The 18,931-nt window shown below is 72.5% G+C and carries 19 protein-coding genes; 6 read left to right on the top strand and 13 right to left on the bottom strand.

The window, feature by feature from the left end; all coding sequences use genetic code 11:
• The first annotated feature begins 543 nt into the window (after positions 1–543).
• The gene (locus V2J85_RS21330; protein WP_330822467.1) at positions 544–1,044 is read left to right on the top strand and encodes a VOC family protein; all 501 of its coding nucleotides are present in this window, start codon (positions 544–546) and stop codon (positions 1,042–1,044) included.
• 64 nt (positions 1,045–1,108) lie between these two features.
• Here V2J85_RS21330 and V2J85_RS21325 read toward each other — a convergent pair whose 3' ends face one another.
• Both V2J85_RS21325 and V2J85_RS21320 read right to left on the bottom strand, forming a co-directional pair.
• Positions 1,109–1,972: an alpha/beta fold hydrolase gene (locus V2J85_RS21325; RefSeq protein ID WP_330822466.1), complete on the bottom strand. Its 864-nt coding sequence runs from the start codon at positions 1,970–1,972 to the stop codon at positions 1,109–1,111.
• An 86-nt stretch (positions 1,973–2,058) separates the two neighbouring features.
• Positions 2,059–2,709 carry a MarR family winged helix-turn-helix transcriptional regulator gene (locus V2J85_RS21320; protein WP_261951768.1) on the bottom strand — a complete coding sequence of 217 codons (651 nt, stop codon included), beginning with the start codon at positions 2,707–2,709 and terminating at the stop codon, positions 2,059–2,061.
• A gap of 136 nt (positions 2,710–2,845) precedes the next feature.
• Between V2J85_RS21320 and V2J85_RS21315 the strand changes: the two genes are divergently transcribed.
• Entirely contained in the window at positions 2,846–3,253 is a 408-nt protein-coding gene (locus V2J85_RS21315) for a hypothetical protein (protein ID WP_330822465.1), read from the top strand.
• On the opposite strand, the gene V2J85_RS21310 is transcribed toward V2J85_RS21315, so the two are convergent.
• Both V2J85_RS21310 and V2J85_RS21305 read right to left on the bottom strand, forming a co-directional pair.
• Positions 3,210–3,866 carry a nucleoside/nucleotide kinase family protein gene (locus V2J85_RS21310; protein WP_261951770.1) on the bottom strand — a complete coding sequence of 219 codons (657 nt, stop codon included), beginning with the start codon at positions 3,864–3,866 and terminating at the stop codon, positions 3,210–3,212. The genes V2J85_RS21315 and V2J85_RS21310 overlap by 44 nt on opposite strands.
• A gap of 85 nt (positions 3,867–3,951) precedes the next feature.
• The gene (locus V2J85_RS21305) at positions 3,952–4,572 is read right to left on the bottom strand and encodes a cupin domain-containing protein (protein WP_330822464.1); all 621 of its coding nucleotides are present in this window, start codon (positions 4,570–4,572) and stop codon (positions 3,952–3,954) included.
• Positions 4,573–4,651: 79 nt separating this feature from the next.
• Between V2J85_RS21305 and V2J85_RS21300 the strand changes: the two genes are divergently transcribed.
• Positions 4,652–5,329 (top strand): TetR/AcrR family transcriptional regulator, encoded by a 678-nt coding sequence (locus tag V2J85_RS21300; RefSeq protein WP_261951772.1) that lies wholly within the window; start codon positions 4,652–4,654, stop codon positions 5,327–5,329.
• Positions 5,330–5,452: 123 nt separating this feature from the next.
• Here V2J85_RS21300 and V2J85_RS21295 read toward each other — a convergent pair whose 3' ends face one another.
• The 6 genes from V2J85_RS21295 to V2J85_RS21270 all read right to left on the bottom strand — a co-directional run bounded on the left by V2J85_RS21295 (position 5,453) and on the right by V2J85_RS21270 (position 11,951).
• Positions 5,453–6,610 carry a class I SAM-dependent methyltransferase gene (locus V2J85_RS21295; RefSeq protein ID WP_330822463.1) on the bottom strand — a complete coding sequence of 386 codons (1,158 nt, stop codon included), beginning with the start codon at positions 6,608–6,610 and terminating at the stop codon, positions 5,453–5,455.
• 211 nt (positions 6,611–6,821) lie between these two features.
• The gene (locus tag V2J85_RS21290; RefSeq protein ID WP_261951774.1) at positions 6,822–7,403 is read right to left on the bottom strand and encodes a GNAT family N-acetyltransferase; all 582 of its coding nucleotides are present in this window, start codon (positions 7,401–7,403) and stop codon (positions 6,822–6,824) included.
• A 131-nt stretch (positions 7,404–7,534) separates the two neighbouring features.
• Entirely contained in the window at positions 7,535–8,194 is a 660-nt protein-coding gene (locus V2J85_RS21285; RefSeq protein ID WP_261951775.1) for a DedA family protein, read from the bottom strand.
• Between the two features lie 191 nt (positions 8,195–8,385).
• Positions 8,386–8,850, bottom strand: coding sequence for a DoxX family protein (locus tag V2J85_RS21280; protein ID WP_261951776.1), 465 nt, complete (start codon positions 8,848–8,850; stop codon positions 8,386–8,388).
• A gap of 79 nt (positions 8,851–8,929) precedes the next feature.
• A complete protein-coding gene (locus V2J85_RS21275; protein WP_330822462.1) occupies positions 8,930–10,942 on the bottom strand; it encodes an FAD/NAD(P)-binding protein in 2,013 nt (670 codons plus the stop codon).
• Positions 10,943–11,306: 364 nt separating this feature from the next.
• On the bottom strand, positions 11,307–11,951 hold the full coding sequence (locus V2J85_RS21270; protein ID WP_261957144.1) for an HNH endonuclease family protein: 645 nt from the start codon (positions 11,949–11,951) through the stop codon (positions 11,307–11,309).
• Positions 11,952–12,171: 220 nt separating this feature from the next.
• On the opposite strand from V2J85_RS21270, the gene V2J85_RS21265 reads away from it, so the two are divergent.
• Together V2J85_RS21265 and V2J85_RS21260 are read left to right on the top strand one after the other, a co-directional pair.
• A complete protein-coding gene (locus V2J85_RS21265; RefSeq protein ID WP_261951778.1) occupies positions 12,172–12,930 on the top strand; it encodes an ABC transporter permease in 759 nt (252 codons plus the stop codon).
• A gap of 193 nt (positions 12,931–13,123) precedes the next feature.
• Positions 13,124–13,705: a TMEM165/GDT1 family protein gene (locus V2J85_RS21260; RefSeq protein ID WP_261951779.1), complete on the top strand. Its 582-nt coding sequence runs from the start codon at positions 13,124–13,126 to the stop codon at positions 13,703–13,705.
• Between the two features lie 104 nt (positions 13,706–13,809).
• Here the strand turns inward: V2J85_RS21260 and V2J85_RS21255 are convergent, their stop codons facing one another.
• Together V2J85_RS21255 and V2J85_RS21250 are read right to left on the bottom strand one after the other, a co-directional pair.
• Complete coding sequence (locus tag V2J85_RS21255) at positions 13,810–14,472, bottom strand: HAD-IA family hydrolase (RefSeq protein ID WP_261951780.1); 663 nt, start codon at positions 14,470–14,472, stop codon at positions 13,810–13,812.
• 188 nt (positions 14,473–14,660) lie between these two features.
• Positions 14,661–15,743, bottom strand: coding sequence for a peptidoglycan-binding domain-containing protein (locus V2J85_RS21250; RefSeq protein ID WP_330822461.1), 1,083 nt, complete (start codon positions 15,741–15,743; stop codon positions 14,661–14,663).
• Between the two features lie 291 nt (positions 15,744–16,034).
• Between V2J85_RS21250 and V2J85_RS21245 the strand changes: the two genes are divergently transcribed.
• Entirely contained in the window at positions 16,035–18,119 is a 2,085-nt protein-coding gene (locus tag V2J85_RS21245) for an MDR family MFS transporter (protein ID WP_330822460.1), read from the top strand.
• 4 nt (positions 18,120–18,123) lie between these two features.
• On the opposite strand, the gene V2J85_RS21240 is transcribed toward V2J85_RS21245, so the two are convergent.
• Positions 18,124–18,699, bottom strand: coding sequence for a GNAT family N-acetyltransferase (locus V2J85_RS21240; protein ID WP_261951783.1), 576 nt, complete (start codon positions 18,697–18,699; stop codon positions 18,124–18,126).
• Positions 18,700–18,931: the final 232 nt, after the last annotated feature.

Here is an 18,931-nt window from a genome sequence, read left to right as displayed (position 1 = left end):
CCGGGGTCTGCTGGTGCCGCTTGCCTGCGCGGATCTCCCTCCCTATCCAGGTCGGCGTCAGCCCAGCTCAAGCCGACGATCTCACCCCGCTCGGAATCCAAGCGCGATCGCCGGCACGGAGACCGGGGTGCCGTTATGAGCCTCCCGGTCAGCCACAGCGGCTGAGTCGGGGGTTCGGTGCGCCATTGCCTCCTGCGTGGCGGGGGGCGAGTGCGAGGTTGATCTTGACGGAGCGCTCAAGCCCAGCGGCGTGAGCCATGCGGCGGAGGAATGGGTACGAATCTTGCCGTATCCACCACTGCGGACCGTGATGAGGTCGGTAGCCCCCGACTCGTTCGAGTTGGGGGCTTTTTGTGTGTTGTGGCGGTGTGGGTGGGCGCTGTTGTTCGGGGTGGGGGTGGGGGGTATCGTCGGGATAGAGAAGCTTGAAGTCTCAAGTAGATAGCTCGGGGCTGGGGGCTGGGATGGGTCGCGAGTAGAGGGTGTGGTGGCATCCGGGCGTGGTGCGTGGGTGCTGTGGTGAGGAGAGCGGAGGAGGGGTTTATGGCCGTGCGGCGGCTTAACCATGCGGTGTTGTATGTGCGGGATGTGGCGAGGGCGGTGGCGTTTTACACCGAGGCGCTGGGGCTTGCGGTGGATGTTGAGGTGCCGGGGAGGATGGCGTTTCTCGGCGCTCCCGGGTCGCTCAATGATCATGATTTGGGGCTGTTCGCGGTGGGGGAGGGAGCGCCGGGGCCGGAGGCGGGGCGAGTTGGGCTGTATCACCTGGCGTGGGAGGTCGGCACGCTCGGGGAACTCGCTGCGGCTGAGGCGCGGCTGGTGGAGAGGGGCGCGTTGGTCGGCGCCAGTGATCATCTCGTTTCCAAGTCGCTGTACGGCAAGGATCCGGACGGCAATGAGTTCGAGGTGATGTGGCGGGTGCCGCGGGAGGACTGGCCGGGGCCGGACGAGTCGGACCGGCTGCGTCCGCTCGACCTGGCGGGGGCGTTGAAGCGTTGGGGGCCGGATCTGGTGACGGGGGCGGCGGCCGGCTCGGCGACGTAGTGAGGCGTCGGTATGGGAGGGCCCCTGGGTTGCTTGGGGGCTCTGTTTCTGGGGGCTTACCCGGCTAGTAGCCCAAGCGGGAGTAGTCCAAGGCCGAGAGGAAGGTGTGGAGTTCCTGGTCAAAGAGCGGGGTGTTCTCCAGGTTCACCATGTGGCCGGCGGCCGGTATGCGGATTCTTCGGGCGCCGGGGACGGTCAGCGCTATGGCGTGGGCGTTGGCGGAGATGTCGGTGCTGTCCAGGTCGCCGTCGAGGACGATCGTGGGGGCCTGGATCTCGCCCAGGCGATCGGCGGCCCCGACCTCGAGGGGAATGCCGGCGCCTGCGCCGTCGGCATGGACGATGACATTGGCCTCGGCCGAGGCGCGCATCCGCTCGCGGAACCCCGGGTGGACGGCGGCGGGTTGCCGGTGGGGGCCGTCCACCCACATCCGGAGGAAGTGCTCGACATAGCGCTCCGCGCCGTCCGGTGCGTCGATCGCGGCCACCTGCTCCTTGATGTGCTCCAGGACGAAGGGGTCGGTGAAGGCGCGGCCGCTGATCCCCGGGGAGGCGAGCGCGAGGGCCGCGACCCGGTCGGGGTGGGCTATGGCGGTGTCCAGTGCGACCCGTGAGCCGTGGGAGAGGCCGACGAGTACGGCGCGGGGGACGTCGAGGGCGTCGAGCAGGGTGATCAGGTCGTCGTGGTTGGCGTAGTCCCCGGTGACCGTGGACGACAGGCCGTGGCCCCGGGAGTCGTAGCGGATCGCGCGCAGGCCGGAGTTCACCAGCCAGCTGAACTGCTCGTCCCACATGTGCTGGTCGAGCATGCCGCCGTGCAGCAGCACCACCGCGGGGCCCGAGCCGGCCGTCTCGTAGAACAGCTCGCCGTCCTCGATCGGCACGATCCCGTTGTCGATCTCGGACCAGTCGGTGATGGTCTGGGGCATGTCACGACCGTCCTTTACGGGGGAGGGGGGCGGGGGCTTCGGCGGCGGGGAGAGCGGTGGTACGGGCGGCGGTGGCGAGGTTGTTGTCATCGTCCGGGGGAGCGCTTGCGGCCGGGTTGTTGCCTGGTGTGGCGGCCGCTCGGGGTGTCCGGATCCTCCTTGATATCACCCGTCTCGGGTATGCCGGGACTTTCATGACGGTCTGGGGTGCCTTGAGCGGCGGATTCCGTTGCGGAGGCGGATGAGTCGGATGCCAGGTGCCGGAATTCCTCGCCGATGCGGTCGAGTACGTGCAGTGCGGTGCGTACGTCTGCGGCGGGCAGATCGGCCAGGCGCTGCCGCAATTCCGTGGCCTCGAAGTCCTGGATGCCGCGTATTACTTCCGTGCCCTCGGTGGTGAGCTCGATCAGGGACGAGCGGCGGTGCGCGGGGTTGGGGGCCGTGACGACCAGGCCCAGCTCCGCGGCGTGGTTCACCCAGCGCTGGACCGGCTGTCTGTCGAGCCCCATGGTGCGCGCCAACTGCGGCACCGTGCGCGGGCCTTCGGTGCGTAGTGCGTCCAGCAGGGCGTGTTCGCCGGCGGTCAGGCCCGTGCCTGTGAGCTCGCGCTCCACCGCGCGGACGACCGTGCGGTGCAGTGGCCACAGGCGGCGGATGACGCCGTACAGCAATTCTTCGGTGGGTGTCGCCCGTCCGGCGTCGTCGGCGTCGCGCCGACCCCCCTCAATGACACTCATGATGTCATGATGACATCGGTGATGTCTTTTGGGAAGGGGTGTGGAGAGGGTCGGATGGAGGGGGCTTGTAGGGAGTTGGAGTGAGTTGGAGAGGCTTGTGGCAGGAAGGGAAGGAATGACAGGGAGGAGTGGGCTGGTGAGGGTGAGGCTGTTGAGGGGGGTGGGGGTGGCGACCGCCGTCTATGGAGTGGCGGTGTCGGTGGTCCCTGATCTGTTGGCTCGGCCTTCGGGGCTGGTCGACGAGGAGGGGAGGGTCGCGTCGGCGACCCGGATCTCGTTGCGACCGCTGGCCTGGCGGGATGCGGCGAGTGGGCTGGCACTGGCCCTGGCGCCCGAGGGTCCGGCGCTGCGTACCGCCGCGTATGTCCGGATCGCGGCGGACCTCGGGGACGCCGTGCTGCTCGGTATGACGCTGCCGGACCGCGACCGGAGGCGGAAGGCGGTGGCGGTGTCCGTGGGGTGGGGCGCGTTGTCGGTGCTCGGCCTGCTGGGCGGCGGCGTCAGTCGGCCTGTGGGGGTGGGGCTTCGTCGGGGGCGAAGGTGAGGACCAGGTCGGCGCGGTGGCGGGTCGTCGCCACTACGCGGGCGTTGGCCTCGTCCGAGGCGTGGACGAAGCGCTCGGCGTCGGCGCGGGGGCGGCCGAAGCGCTCGTGACGGTCGATCAGTCGACGGATCCGTTCCTGGGTGTCCAGTTCCACGTACCAGACCTCGTCGAGCAGGGCGCGCACCCGCGACCAGGGGCCCGAGTCGAGGAGGAGGTAGTTGCCCTCGGTGACGATGAGGGGGATGTGGGGTGCTACGGGGATGCTGCCCGCGACCGGTTCCTCGATGCGGCGGTCGAAGGCGGGGGCGTAGACGGCGGTGTCCGGCTCGGGGGAGCGCAGGCGGCTCAGCAGTGCCGCGTAGCCGGCCGGGTCGAAGGTGTCGGGTGCGCCCTTGCGGTCCGTACGGCCGAGGCGGCGCAACTCCGCCTCGGCGAGGTGGAAACCGTCCATCGGGACCAGTGCGGCCTGGCCGGCCAGCCCGGCGACCACGTGGGCGGCGAGAGTGGACTTACCGGCACCGGGTGGGCCGGTGATGCCGAGCAGCCGGCGCTCGGTGGGGCGTGCGGAACCGGCGAGCCGACGGGCGCGGGCGAGGAGGCGCTGGAGGTCCATGGTGCGCCCATGGTGCCTGAGGGGAGGGTGGGGCGGGGGCAGCGCCCCACTGGGCGGGGCCGTCAGGTCTGGTGGCCGTCCGATATCAGGTCTGGTGCTGCCGGCCGTTCTGGTTTCGGGTCCGGTACTCCATGCCGTATGGCGCGCCGAGGGCATTGAGGCGGTCGAGGTCGGGGTGGCCGTCCTTCATGGTGACCGGCCCGGCCTCGAACATGTCCTCCATGAACGCGTCCCAGCCGCCCGGCGAGGAGATCTGCAGGCAGCGGGCGGGTGGCTGGGAGGCGTTGCGGAGCGCGTGCGGTACGCCGTGCGGCAGCAGGACGCACATGCCGGGGGTCAGGCGGTGGGTGGCCCCGTTGAAGTCGACCTCCATCTCGCCCTCCAGTACGTAGACGAACTCATCGGCGTGGTGGTGGATGTGCGGCGGGATGTCCACATGGAGCTGGTTCTCCAGGATGGCGAGGCGACCCTCGGTGTCGCTGGTGCGGGCCTTGACGGCGAGGCCGGGCGGTAGGGGGACGCGCCCTGGCCGTCGTTCGCCGGACCGGAGGACGAGGAAGCGGGCCGGGGAGGGAGTGGCTGAGGTGGGGGGAGTGGCTGAGGTGGAGGGGGAGAGGGGCGAGGCGGCGGGTGCGGGATCCGGCGTGGGATCGGGCGTGGGATCCGGCGTGGGCTGAGTCGTGGGGTGCGGCGTGGAGTGGGGCATGGGGGCGCTGGTCCTTTCAGTGAAGGAAGAGGAACCGGAATCCGATTCCGTATTGCGACCCTAGCAGTAGCATCGGCGTGTGGCACCGTCTTCGTCCTCTTCGGCTTCCTCGTCCCCGTCGCCCCCCTCGCCCCCGTCGTCCTCCTCGTCCCCGTCGTCCTCCCGCTCCTCCCACGCCGCCCATTCCTCTTCAGGCTCTTCTGCGTCTCAGCGCAGGCCGCGGGTCGATGCCGAACGCAACCGTGCCCGTGTTCTGGAAGCCGCGCGGGAGGTGTTCCGTGCGCGCGGTGACGAGGCGCAGATGCCGGAGGTCGCGCGGGCGGCGGGGGTGGGCATCGGCACGGTCTACCGGCATTTCCCCAGTCGGGCCGCGCTGATCGCTGCCGTGGGGGAGCAACGGCAGGCCGAGATCGTCGAGTTCGGGCGCAGCCGCTGTCTGGCGGGCGCGACGGCGGTGGAGGGGTTGGCCGCCTTCGTCGAGCACATCGGGGAGGTGCTCGACGCGGAACGTGGGCTGTCCGCGTCCATCGAGGCGGCGTTCGGATCCACCGAGCCGACGGGGGAGGGGCGGGCGCAGGCCGAGGCGGTCGCCGGCCAGTTGCTCGCCCGGGGGAAGGAAGAGGGCACGGTGCGCGCGGACGCCGAGGTCGGCGATGTGGTGATGATCGTGTGCGGGCTGGCGGCGGTGATCCGTAACGATGCGGGTGACTGGCGCCGTTATGTGCGCAATGCCTGTGCGGGGTTGCGGCAGCCGTAGGGGAGCGGCGGCACGGGCGGCGACGAACCCTCAGCGAGGTGCACGAGGTGCACGAGGTGCACGAGGTGCACGAGGTGCGTGAGGTTCAACGAGCGTGCCGCCCCTGCTCCGGAGCGCTGCGGGTCAGGGCCTTTCCGCGGGTGTGGGGTGGTCGGTGCGGCCGAGGCGCCAGAGGGAGGTCACTTCTGCCATGCGGGCCACGTGGAGCGGGTCCGAGGTGTCGCGGGCGCGGGGGTGCCGTGGGGCGATGTCGAGGCGGCCGAGGACCGTGAGGCCCGCCTGGGCGATGGTGTCGAGGAGTTCGGTGCGCGGGCGAAGGCCGAGGTGTTCCGCCAGGTCGGAGAGGATCAGCCAGCCTTCGCCGGCCTCGGTGAGGTGGTCGGCGAGGCCGTTGAGGAAGCCGTGCAGCATGCGGTTGCCGGGGTCGTAGACCGCGTGCTCCACGGGAGACGTCGGTTTCGCGGGCACCCATGGGGGGTTGCAGACGATCAGTGGGGCGCGGCCGGACGGGAACAGGTCCGCCTCGGTCACCTCCACCCGGTCGGCCACGCCCAGCCGTTCGGTGTTCTCGCGGGCGCAGGCCAGCGCGCGGGGGTCCTGGTCCGTGGCCACGATCCGGCGCACGCCGCGGCGGGCGAGGACCGAGGCCAGTACGCCGGTGCCGGTCCCGATGTCGAACGCCAGGTCCTGGGAGGGGAGGGGGGCCTCGGCGACCAGGTCGACGTACTCGCCGCGGGCGGGGGAGAAGACGCCGTAGTGGGGATGGATCCGGTCGCCGCCGAGCGCCGGGATCTCCACGCCCTTCCTGCGCCATTCGTTGGCGCCGATCAGGGCGAGGAGTTCGCGGAGGGAGAGGAGAGAAGACTCAGGGGCAGGGGGCCCGTAGGCCCTGGTGCAGGCCTCGTTGACGTCGGGGGCGCGGTGGAGCGGGACGGCGTACGACGCGTCGAGGGGGATCAGCAGCATGCCCAGGATGCGGGCGCGGTGGTTCTGCGCGGCGCGGTGCACATGGAATGCCTGGGTGGGGTCGGCGGGCAGCGGTTTGCGGGGGCGGCGGTCGATGCGGTGAGCCATCGCCGTCAGCAGCTGGCGGGCGTTGTGGAAGTCGCCGCGCCACAGCAGGGCGGTGCCCTCACAGGCGAGTTTGTAGGCGTCGTTGGCCCGCGTCCGGTCGTCGGCGATGACGATACGGCGGGGTGGCGGGGAGCCGTTCTCGGAGCGCCAACGGGCGGAACGGGGCTGGTCGGCCTCGGTCCAATGGACGACCGGCGGTTGGTTCACCGAAATGTGCCTCGCGTGTGTGGTTCGGACCCGGCCCGGGGCGCCGACGGGCGGTGCCTGCCCTGCCCGCGGTGGGCGACTGTGGTGAGGGCGTCGCCGCATGCGCGGCTGGGCGGTGGGCGGGCTGTGACGCTCGACTCTACTCCGTTGTGGGTGCCGCTCTTCCACTCCGTCATGGACACCGCCCTCTTCCGTATGGGTGCCGCCTCGGTCAGTCGATGCCGAAGGGGGTGGCGTAGCGGACCGTGCCGCGCGGGGGTGTGGAGCCGTCGAGGGAGAGCGCGAGGAAGGCCTCGTCCGGCCAGGGCTGTGGGGGCAGGATGCCGAACCGGCTCGCGGCCGGGGCGAAGCCGAAGCGTGGGTAATACGGCGGGTGGCCGAGCACGAGGGCGGTGCGCTCGCCGGCCGCGCGGGCCGCATCGAGGAGCGCCCGGATCACGGCACTGCCCGCACCGGACTTCTGGTGCGCCGGCAGCACCGCGCAAGGGGCGAGCGCGACGGCGGGCACGTCGTCGACATGGCAGCGGGTCAGCAGGGCATGGGCGGCGGGGGTGCCGTCCGGTGCGTCGGCGACGTACGACAGTCCGGGCAGCCAGGCCGACCGGTCACGGCGCAGGGCGTCGACCAGATCGGCCTCTTCGGCCGTCTCGAAGGCCGCGAGGTTGATCCGGCGGACGGCCGGTATGTCCGCGGCGGCTTCCGGGCGGGCGCGCCAGGGGGACCGGGCCGCGGTGGAGGGGCTCGCTGCGGTGGACGGCTCGGGTGCGTCGTCGGCGCTGGCGCTGCTGCTCATGTCCTTCATCGTCGCAGCAGGGTCTGACAACGGGCCAGGAGATTTCCGCCGGTGCGGGCGGGCCCTCGACCGGCCGGTCCCGGCGCCCGCCTCACGCCCGGCTTCCGCCCTGCCTCCGCCCCGTCTCCGTCTCAGTGGGCGGTGCGGCGTTCCGGGCGGCGCACCAGATAGGCGGCGGCCGAACCGGCGGCGAAGAGGGCGACGACCGAGAGCGCGGTGCTCATCCAGGACGTGCCGAGCCAGTGGCCGCCGAAGTAGCCGAGGCTCACGCTGTACGCCGCCCAGGCCAGGCCGGCCAGTGCGGACCAGGGCAGGAACTCGCGGACCGTACGGTGCGCGACGCCGGCGCCGAGGCTGACCACGGACCGTCCGGCCGGGGCGAAGCGGGCCAGCACGACGAGACCGCCACCGCCGCGGGTCAGCGCCGCGCCGAGGCGTTCCTGCGCGGCGGTGAGGCGGCGGGAGCGGCCGATGGCCCGGTCGAAGCGGTCACCGCCGCGCCAGGCGAGCCGGTAGGCGACCATGTCGCCCAGTACCGACGCGGTGGCCGCGCAGACCACCAGGGAGATGATCTCGGCGAGGTGGGTGCCCCCGTGGACGGACGGGGCCATCGCGACCGCGTCGCCGGCGGTGGTGGTGCCCGCGGCCGTGGTGCCGGCGGCCGTAGTGGCCGCGGCGATCACCAGGACGCCACTGGGCAGGATCGGGACGAACACATCGAGCAGGATCGAAAGGCTGACGATCACGTACAACCAAGGGGTGCCACTGAGGGACCCCAGGCTTTCCAACAACGTCCTTCTCCCGGTCCGAACCCCGCCGCGACGTCGCTCGGTGCGGCAGGGGCGGCTTTACGGCCATACAGCGTACGCCTGGCCATTTCGGCCGGGATGTCCGGCCCCCGCCCACGGGGTCCGGATACGCCACGGCCCGTACGGCCAAGTGCCGTACGGGCCGTGAAGCAGGCGCAGTTGCCCGGAGGGCGTCAGGCGGCGGAGGGCTCCCCCTGGGCGGCCGGGGCCGGCTCCTGGTCGCGGTCGCCGAAGAAGACGCGGTCGAGCGCCCAGGTGCCGGGGCCGGTGAAGAAGATCAGCAGGAAGGCCCAGCAGAACATCGCCGACGCCTCACCGCCGTTCTGGATCGGCCACAGCGCGCTGCCCTGGTGGACGGAGAAGTACGCGTACGCCATCGAACCGGAGCTGATCAGCGCCGCGGCGCGGGTGCCCAGGCCGAGCAGCACCAGCAGGCCGCCGGCCAGCTGGATCACGGCGGCGTACCACCCGGGCCAGGCGCCGGTGGGGACGGTGCCGCCCTGGCCCATCGCGCCACCCAGGACGCCGAAGAGCGAGGAGGCGCCGTGGCAGGCGAAGAGCAGGCCGACGACGACGCGGAAGAGCGCGAGCACGTGCGGCGTCGATCTCTGGGTGAACGAGTTCAGCGGTGCTGACATGTGGGGAGCTCCTACGGTTTCTGGGGACGATGGGAACCGTGGAGCATAGGTTAGGGGCACCTAACCAGTACTTGCAAGTTCAACCTTTGGTCAAACGTGACCTTTGGTCCGAACCAGCCGTGTCCGGGCTGGTCAGTGCCGACCGAAGCGCCGCCCGAGCCACCGCGTCCGTATCGGCCAGCGTCACCGAACCCACCCCGGGGCGCGCCCCCGCGGCGGTCACCCAGTGCACGCCCTCCGTCGGCACCCCGACCGCGAACCGCCGCGGATGCGGCCGCCCGTCCGCCTCGACCAGGTGGTACGGGCTCGGCGTCACGTCCAGGCCGCCGGTCTCGTAGCCGTCCACGGTGTGCGGCCGGCAGCCGCCGTCGGCCAGCAGCCGGGACAGCAGCACGTCCCCGGTGCGCCGCAGGTCGGGCTCCGGCAGCCGGGCCTCGATCAGCGCCGTCGCCGTCACCTCCGACCCGGGGACGTCCGGGGAGGCGGCCGTGAAACCGGGCCCGCGCCCGTCGGCGGAGCCCGTCCGGACCGCCATCCTGGGGCCGACCACCTCCAGGACGCCCGCCTCGATGAGCGCCACCATCTCCGCTATCCGGCGGCGCGGCGGCCCGATGGACAGGAAGGCGTTGAGCGGGGTGTACCAGCGGTCCAGGTGATCGCGCCGGGAGGCGCCGGCCAGTCCGCCGTGGTCGACGATCTGCCGCAGTTCGTTGCGCAGATCGCGCAGGACGTCGAGGGCCGCCTTGACGGGGCCGGACACGTTGTTCTGCCGGGCGTGCGCGATGTCCTCCCGCAGATGGCCCAGCAGCCACTCCCGGAAGGCGGCGCGGCCGGCGAAACCGTGCTCCGCGTTCGGCCGGGACATCCGGTGCCAGTCCCAGCGGTCGGCCGGCGCGATGCCGAACGCGTCCAATACGGCGGCCTCTTCGGCGCTGCGGTGCGCGGTCCCGAGGAAGCGCTCGCGGAAGCGGTACCGGGAGGGTGTGGCGCCCTCGGGGCGCTTCCGGGAGGGGGTGGGGTCGCCGGAGCCGTGGGAGTCGCCGGGACGCGTGGCCCGGGGGGCCGTCACCCCGCGTCGGGCCAGCAGCGCCTCGTAGTAGACGGTCTCCACTTCCTTCGCCACCAGGGGCCAGACCTCCGTCAGGAAGTCGGGCAGATCACCGGAGTCCGCACGCTTGCGGAAGGCGGCGATCACGTCCGGCGTCAGGAGCAGCGGCAGGTGACGGCCGTGCGCGCCCTTCGCGTTGTCACCACGCGCGTGGTACGGAATGCCGCGCCGGGATCCTGCGTACAGTCGCGGCTCGCGGCCGGACGGCAGGTACCTCAGCCGGCCGTCCGCGCCGGGGACGAACCGGCCGCCGCGGGCCGTCGTCAGCAGCGCCATGTGGTCGAAGAAGTTGAGGCCGAGACCGCGCAGGACCACCGGGCGGCCGGGGGCCAGCGCCTCCAGGTCGGCGGAGAGGTCGGCCGGGTTGGCGGGCGGCAGATAGCGCAGGCCGTGTCCGGCGGCGTACGCGGCCAGCCGCTGCTCCTCGGGCCCGGGTCGGGTGGGCAGATGGCCCTGGGCGAGGATCACCGCGCCCAGACCGTGCAGGGTCCGGCCGTCGTCCAGGGCGAGCGACTGCGATCCGTCGGGGGCCTCGGTCAGCCGTACCGCGCGGGCCCGGTGGACGTCGACGGTCACCTCCTCCGGGGCGGTCCGCACCGTACGGCGGAAGACCCACTCCAGGTAGCGCCCGTACAGCGCGCGCCCCGGATAGTCGTCCGGTCCGATCTCGCACCCCTCCCAGGCGTACAGGCTCGGACCGGTGCGTATCGGGCCGGCGCACTCGACGCTGTCGTCGGTGAAGAGCGTGACCTGGGATGCGACGGTGTTCATCAGGAGTTCGGGCGACTGGGCGGTGCGCCATACCTGGCCGGCTCCGGGCGGGGCCGGGTCGACGACGTGAACGGTCAGCCGGGCGCCCGGGGCCAGTTCGGCGGCCGAGGCGCAGATCCGCTCCAGCACGCTCGTCCCGCGCGGTCCCGCACCGACGACGGCGAGGGCGGCGACGGGGCCGGGGTGGCGGTCGGCGATGTGGTCGGCGGCCAAGAGGGGCCCTCCCTGGGGCGGCGGACGGCCGGCGCGCGGGCGCGGGCGCCCGAGAGTGCGGGCGACGAGGTGCGCCCCATCATCACCGCCCGGCGCGCCGCCGGGCACCCGGGTGCGCGAAGAATCACACCGGATCCGGAGGTTGGTGGCCGACAACCGGAAGCCGACAGTCCGCGGCGGGGGCGTCGGTACGGGCAAGTCGACCGGGTTCGCCGGAAACGTCCGTGGGAAGCGCCCGGCGGAAGTGCTCGCCGGAAGCGCCCTCCGGAAGTGCCCGCCCCCCGAAGGCGCCCGCCGACCGGTGGTGTCCGGTCGACGGGCGGGGCGGGGGCGGGACGCCCGCACACCGGGCCTCGGCGGTCGGTCAGCAGCCGTCCAGGATCTTCTTCAGGGCGGCCTTCTCCGCGGAGTCCGCGGTCATGCCGTACTCGTGCTTCACCCAGACCCACATCCGGGCGTACTGGCAGCGGTACGACGCCTTCGGCGGCAGCCACTTCGCCGGGTCCTTGTCGCCCTTCTCCTGGTTGACGTTGTCGGTGACGGCGATCAGCTGGGAGTGCGTCAGGTCGTTGGCGAGTGCCTGGCGGCGTGCCGTGGTCCACTTCGCGGCGCCCGACTTCCAGGCCTCCGACAGTGGGACGACGTGGTCGATGTCGAGGTCGGACGCCTTGGTCCAGGTCGCACCGTCGTAGGGCGAGACCCAGGTGCCGCTCACGGCCGCACAGCTGCCGTCCTGCTGCACGTTCTTGCCGTCGCGCTTGAGCACCACCTCACGGGTGTTGCAGCTCTTCCCCTGGTCGATCCAGTGCGGGAACTTGGCGCGGCTGTAGCCGTCCTGCGGCCCCTCGGGCTGCTGCTTGATCTGGGCGAGGTACGTACGGGCGGTGGCCGCGCTCGGCGGGCCGGGCGGCGCGGCCTGGGCGGACTGTCCGCTCAGCACCAGCGTGCCGAACAGCGCCGCGGCCGAACCCGCGGCGATGGAAACTCGACGCGCGTAGACCTTCGACACGGTCTTTGCCATCGGAACTCCCTTGGAGTGGGGGGAAGTTGACGAGCGGTGCGGGCCCATGGTGGTGATGAGGGGTTGCCACGGGATGGGCACCAGGTAACAGAGTGGCGACATGCTCACGACAGATCAAGGGGTGACGGGCAGCCATAAGTGCGTGACGGCACTCCGGTTGGCCCGCTGAGGTGTCGGCGTCCGCCGCCGTCCGTCCTACAGTGAGCGCGTGCTGCTGCCGGTCAATGCCACCCTCGGGGTCGTTCTCGCCGTCCTCCTGGTCGCCGCCGTGGCCGTCGCCGCACTGGCGCACCTCGGCCACGGCCGGGCCATCGCGGTCGCCGGACTGCGGGCGGCCGCACAACTCGCCGCGGTCTCCTACCTCATCGGCTGGGTGGTGCGCGCACTTCCGTGGCTGCTGTGTTTCCTGGTGCTGATGTTTGCGGTTGCCGTACGGACCGCGGGGCGGCGGATCACCCAGAACCACACCTGGTGGTGGGCCGCCGTGCCGATCGCCACCGGGGTGGTCCCGGTCGTCGGGCTGCTGCTGGCGACCGGTCTGGTGCCGCCGCGGGGGCTCAGCCTCATCCCCGTCACCGGCATCCTCATCGGCGGCGCGCTGACCGCGACCGTATTGGGCGGGCGGCGGGCGCTGGACGAGCTGCAGACCCGGCGCGGCGAGTTCGAGGCGGGGCTCGCGCTGGGGCTGCTGGACCGCGACGCGCGGATGGAGGTCGCCCGCCCGGCCGCGTCGGACGCGCTGCTGCCGGGGCTCGACCAGACCCGGACCGTGGGACTGGTCACACTTCCGGGGGCGTTCGTCGGCATGCTGCTGGGCGGCGCCTCGCCCGTACAGGCAGGCGCGGTGCAGCTGTTCGTGCTCGTCGCCCTGCTGGCGGTGCAGGCGGCGGCCTGTGCGGTGGTGCTGGAGTTGGTCGCGCGCGGGATGCTGCACCGCGTACCCTTGAGGACAGCAGAAGGGGAGTAGCTCTCCGCCGGACCGTCGACATACTGCCCTCCCTCGTGGTGGGCCGGCGCCCGGAGCGCGATGTGGATACCGCGAGGCGGTACGCACCGCGCCAGCGAGACCTTCGGCCGCAGTGTCCGACGCTGCCGTGCCGAAGCGACCCCTCTCCCGGGCCCCTTTTGGTGCGGCCCAACCGATCGAGGTATTCCACCCCGTGTTCAGCCTGACCGTCGCCGCCGTCGTCTTCGGCGTCATCTTCCTCGCCGAACTGCCCGACAAGACCGCCCTCGCCGGGCTGATGCTCGGCACCCGTTACCGCGCCTCGTACGTCTTCGCCGGGGTCGCCGCCGCCTTCCTGGTGCACGTCGCGCTCGCGATCGCGGCGGGCAGTGTGCTCACCCTGCTCCCGCACCGCGTCGTCCAGGGCGTGGTCGGGGTGCTCTTCCTGGTGGGCGCGGCGGTGCTGCTCTTCAAGAAGGACGACGACGAGGAAGACGTGGCCAAGCCCGCCGACCAGAGCTTCTGGAAGGTCTCCGGGGCGGGCTTCATGATGATCCTGGTGGCCGAGTTCGGCGATCTCACCCAGATCATGACCGCCAACCTGGCGGCCCGTTACGACGACCCGCTGTCGGTCGGCGTGGGCGCGGTGCTGGGCCTGTGGGCCGTGGCCGGGCTCGGCATCCTGGGCGGCCGCACGCTCATGAAGCACGTCCCGCTCAAGCTCATCACGAAGATCGCGGCGTGCGTCATGGCCCTGCTGGCGGCGTTCAGCCTGTACGAGGCGCTGGCCGGCTGAGTCTTCCGGGCCCGGCGCGGCTCAGGCCCCGCTGAAGGCGGCCCCGGGCTCCGAGCCCGAGGCCGCGGCCCGGGCAGGCCCGGCCGCCGCGTGGAGCTGGTGCGTCAGCCCTCGACGTGGACCGCGATCCCGCCGTCCGGCAGGGCCTCGACGCGGAGGTGGGTGAGGTCGCGGACGTGGGCGGTGGGGGCGTGGGCCGCGGCGCGGTCGCCGACGCCGATCACCCTCATGCCGGCCGCGCGGCCCGCCGTTATGCCCGCCTCGGAATCCTCGAAGACCAGGCAGTCCTCAGGGGCGAAGCCCAGCTCGGCGGCGCCCTTGAGGAAGCCTTCCGGATCGGGCTTGCTGGCGCTCACGTTCTCCGCGGTGATCCGCACGGCGGGCATCGGCAGTCCGGCCGCGGCCATCCGCGCGTCCGAGAGCGGGACGTCCGCGGAGGTCACCAGGGCGTGCGGCAGGTCCGCGAGGGCGGCCAGGAAGGCGGGCGCGCCGGGGACCGGCACCACGCCGTCCACGTCGGCCGTCTCCTGCTCCAGCATCCGGCGGTTGTCCGCCAGGTTGAGTTCCATCGGGCGGTCCGGGAGCAGCGCGGCCATCGTGGCCCATCCCTGGCGGCCGTGGACGACCGCGAGCACCTCGTCGGCGCCCAGCCCCTGCTCGGCCGCCCAGCGGCGCCAGCAGCGCTCCACGACGGCCTCGGAGTTCACGAGCGTGCTGTCCATGTCGAGCAGCAGGGCGCGGGCGGTGAGCGTGGTGGTTGCCGTCATCGGCGGGGGCTCCTGAGCGCTACGGGTGCTCGGGCGGCGCGGAACCGTACGAGCGCAGGGAGGACAAGCGGCTCCGCCCGCCGGTCAGGGAGTGCGGGCGGAACCACTTTGTTTTTTCACGATACAAAACCGGGGGGCGGTGCGACAACCGGGGGTGGGTCGGCGCGGCCCGGCCGGTCCCCGGCTCGCTACGGCTCCTGGGTGCGGGCCTCCAGTGACTGCCGGGTCCGCGGGCCGTAGACACCGTCCGGGTCGCCGGTGACGCCGTAGGCCCGCTGGTAGCGCGAGACGGCGTCCCGTACGTCCGCGTCGTACCGGCCGTCCCCGGCGCCCGGATAGAGCGACAGCTGGCGCAGCCGCCCCTGGAGCTCGGTCACCTCCGGGCCGCTGGAACCCTCGCGCAGCACGATCGGCCCGGTGGGAGCGGAGCTCGGGTCCTCGCCACCGGGGGAGTCGGTGACGCTGCCGGAGGCCCTGGTGGGCGCGGGCGGGGGCGGCGCGGCCGTACGGGAGAGCCGCACGGTGGCCCGCGGGGTGCCGATGCCGGTGGCGGCGGAGGAGGGCGAGCGGTCCGGGGGCGGGGGAGAAGGGGTGGCGTGCCGGGTGGGGGACGGATCCCCGCCGGTGGGGAAGGCGGCGGTGGGGGCGACGGTGCCGCGGTCGGGTGGGGCGGCGCGGTCCTGCCTGCTGCTCGACAGCGCATCGGTGCTGATCAGGACCGCGGTGGCGGCCACCGCCGCGCCGGCCGCGACCAGTGCGGCGGGCAGTGCGCGCCGGCGGTGGGGCGGGCGAGCGGGCGGCGGGGGATCGGCTGGGGAGGCAGCCGCGGGGGCGGTGGGGACGGTGGGGGAGGGGCCGGAGAGCGGCTCGTCGGGGGCCGAGCGGTACGTCCGCGAGGTCGGTCCGGCCGGGCGGCGCGCCCGGGGCACCAAGGGCTCGGAGGCGAGTGCCGGGGTGGGGGGCGGGTCGTTCGCTACGTGGACGGCGGCGTCCACCCCGGGTAAGTCCTCCAGCGCGTCCGCCGTCCACCTGGCCGGCGGGCCCGCCCCGTAGGCGGCCTCCGGCCCGGAGCCGGTCCCTGGTCCGTCGTGGGCCCCCGCCCCGTAGGCGGTCGGTGTCCCGTCGGGCGGTGTCTCCTCCGGCAGTGACACGTACGGCCGTACCCGCAGCGGATCGAAGTCGTCCGCATCGGCCGCCGCACACAGGCACGTGGGCCGGCCGTTGCTCCGTACGGGGGCCGAGCAGTGCGGGCAGGTCCGTAATGCCGTCACGAGTGCGCTCCTCCCTGGAGGCCCGAACAGGCAGTGATTATCCAGAGCCTGACCCGCCCGCGCAGGTGCTCGCGGACATCCGCCCGGCATACCCCAGGTGTCCGCCGTCCGACGACGGACACCGATCACCGCTCGGCGGGCCATATCGGCCGGAACCACCCACCATGGAACGCGACGCACGACGTCGCGGGAGGCGTCCGGAAGCCCAAAACGCGGGCCTCCGAACCCGCCGGCCCCCGCTACCCCACCTGACCCGACCCACCCGCCGTACCCGCACCGAAGGAGACGCACATGGCGCCGGACACCAGCGCCCCTGCCGTCCCGGGTGAGCGCCGGTCGCAGCGGACGGTTCTCGTCGCCATCGGCGCGCTGCTCCTCGGCCTGCTCCTCGCTGCGCTCGACCAGACCATCGTCGCCACCGCGCTGCCCACGATCGTCAGCGAGCTCGGCGGCCTGGACCACCTCTCCTGGGTGGTCACCGCCTACCTGCTGGCCTCCACGGCCGCGACGCCCCTCTGGGGCAAGCTCGGTGACCAGTACGGACGCAAGAAGCTGTTCCAGACCGCCATCGTGATCTTCCTGATCGGCTCGGTGCTGTGCGGCATCGCGCAGAACATGGGCGAGCTGATCGCGTTCCGGGCCGTCCAGGGCCTGGGCGGCGGCGGGCTGATCGTGCTGTCGATGGCGATCGTCGGCGACATCGTGCCGCCCCGCGAACGCGGCAAGTACCAAGGGCTGTTCGGCGGGGTCTTCGGTGGCGCGAGCGTCCTCGGGCCGCTGCTCGGCGGGCTGTTCGTGGACCACCTCAGCTGGCGCTGGGTGTTCTACATCAACCTGCCCATCGGCATCGTCGCGCTCGCCGTGATCGCCGCCGTCCTGCACATCCCGCGCCACCGCACCCCGCACCGGATCGACTACCTGGGCACCGCGACCATCGCCGCGGTCGCCACCTGCTTCGTCCTGATGACCTCGCTCGGCGGCGTCAGCTACCCGTGGGGCTCGTGGCAGATCATCGGCTTCGGCGTGCTGGGCGCCGTCCTCCTGGTGGCCTTCGTCCTCATCGAGCGCCGGGCCGCCGAACCCGTCATTCCGCTGCGCCTGTTCCGGCTGCGCACCTTCTCGCTCACCGCCGTCATCGGCTTCGTCATCGGCTTCGCGATGTTCGGATCGATGACGTACCTGCCGACGTTCCTGCAGGTCGTCCAGGGTGTGTCGCCGACGCTGTCCGGTGTGCACATGCTGCCGATGGTGTTCGGCATGCTGCTCTCGTCCACCGGGTCCGGCCAGATCGTCAGCCGCACCGGCCACTACAAGGTCTTCCCGATCGCCGGCACCGCCGTGGTGATGCTCGGACTGCTGCTCCTGCACCGGCTCGACCCGTCCAGCGGTGTCGCCGAGATGAGCGCCTACTTCTTCGTCTTCGGCTTCGGGCTCGGTCTGGTCATGCAGGTGCTGGTCCTCATCGTGCAGAACGCCGTCCCCTACCAGGACCTCGGCGTCGCCACCTCCGGCGCCACGTTCTTCCGCTCCATCGGCGGCTCGTTCGGCGTCTCCATCTTCGGCACGATCTTCGCCAGCAAGCTCGGACCGCGGATCGCGGCCGCCCTGGCCGGGCAGCAACTGCCGCCCGGTGTCGACCCGGCGAAGGTCGCCCAGGACCCACGGACCGTCGCCCGGCTGCCGGCCCGGCAGGCGGCCGGCGTGCTGCACGCCTACGCGAACTCGATCACCGACGTCTTCCTCTACGCGGTGCCGGTCGTCTTCGTGGCGTTCGTACTGGCCTGGTTCCTCAAGGAGGAGCCGCTGCGCAGCAGCGTGACCGCACCGGACACCAGCGAGGTGCTGTCGTCCAACCCCGTGGAGCGGTCGTCCCGCGACGAGTGCGCCCGCGCGCTGTCCAAACTCGGCAGCATGGAGGGGCGCAAGCGCATCTACGAGAAGATCACCGAGCGGGCCGGCCTCGACCTCAAACCGGCCGCCAGCTGGCTGCTGCTGCGGATCCACCGCGACGGATCGGTCGAACCGGGGCTGCTCGCCGAACGCAGCACCGTCCCGCTCGGCGTACTCGCCGAGAGCGTCCGCCAGGTCGAGGAGCGCGGACTGGCCGCCCGCGAGGGCCTGTTGATGCTGCTGACCGACCAGGGACGGGAGGTCACGGAGCGGCTGTCGGCGGCCCGTCAGGAGTCGCTGGCCGAGATGCTGGGGGACTGGTGGACCAAGGACCGGCCCACCGATCTCACCGAGCTCGTACGGGAGTTGACGACGGAGCTGTGCGGCTCGGACGCGGAGGAGCCGCACGTCGGCTCCGGCCGGCAGCCGGTGTCGCGCCCGGTCAGCCCTCCCCGGCCACCACGGCCCCCGGACCTCGCACGGTGAGCCGCTACGTGGACCGCCCCGCGGACGGAGCGCCGTCGCCGTCGTGGTCGTCACCGTCGTCCCCGCCGCCGAGGCGCTTCTCGAAGAAGATCTCCGCGTAGATGTCGTCGTGGTACGGAGCGATCTCGACGAAACCGTGCCGGCGGTAGAGCGCGATGGCCTCCGTCAGGTCCCGGCGGGTGTCCAGCCGGATCCGCTCGGCGCCCAGCCGGGCCGCGGCCGCCTCGGCGGCCATCAGCAGCCCGCCACCGCCACCGAGGCCGCGCGCGGCGGGCCGGACGAACATCTGCTTGAGCTCGGCCGTACGCGCGTCCAGCAGCCGTACGCCGGCGCAGCCCGCCGTCTCACCACCGCGACGGGCCACCAACAGCACGCCGTGCGGCGGCGCGAGATCGGCCACGGGGTACTCCGCCACCCCCTCGTCGATCTCCCGCGGTGTCGAGAGACGGTCCTCGTGCAGCGTGAAGTACCGGTCCGCCACCTCGGTGTAGTACTCCCGCAGCAGCGCCCGCGCGTCCGGCGAATCGACCGGCTCGGTGGCGATGGTCCAGGGAGTGCGGAGGATGGCGGCGTCGCTCATGGCGTCATTGTCGCGGCCGGGGCGGGCCCGGCCGCAACGGAATTGATCCGCGAGCGGCGGTCCCCCGGGTCCTCGGGCCGGGCCGAACCGATCACCGTGCCGTCGACGCCGAGCGGCGTTCCGCACGGGCTCGGGCGGCCTTCCTCACCGGCCCGGTGCATTTGACGTCAAGCCCGCGAAGGAATCCCATGGAGGTGGGCACCGCCTGCGTTAACGATCTCTCCTGCCCGGC

This window comes from Streptomyces bugieae (assembly GCF_036352915.1).
Lineage (GTDB): Bacteria > Actinomycetota > Actinomycetes > Streptomycetales > Streptomycetaceae > Streptomyces > Streptomyces endophytica.
This window is presented reverse-complemented; position numbering and strand designations above follow the sequence as displayed.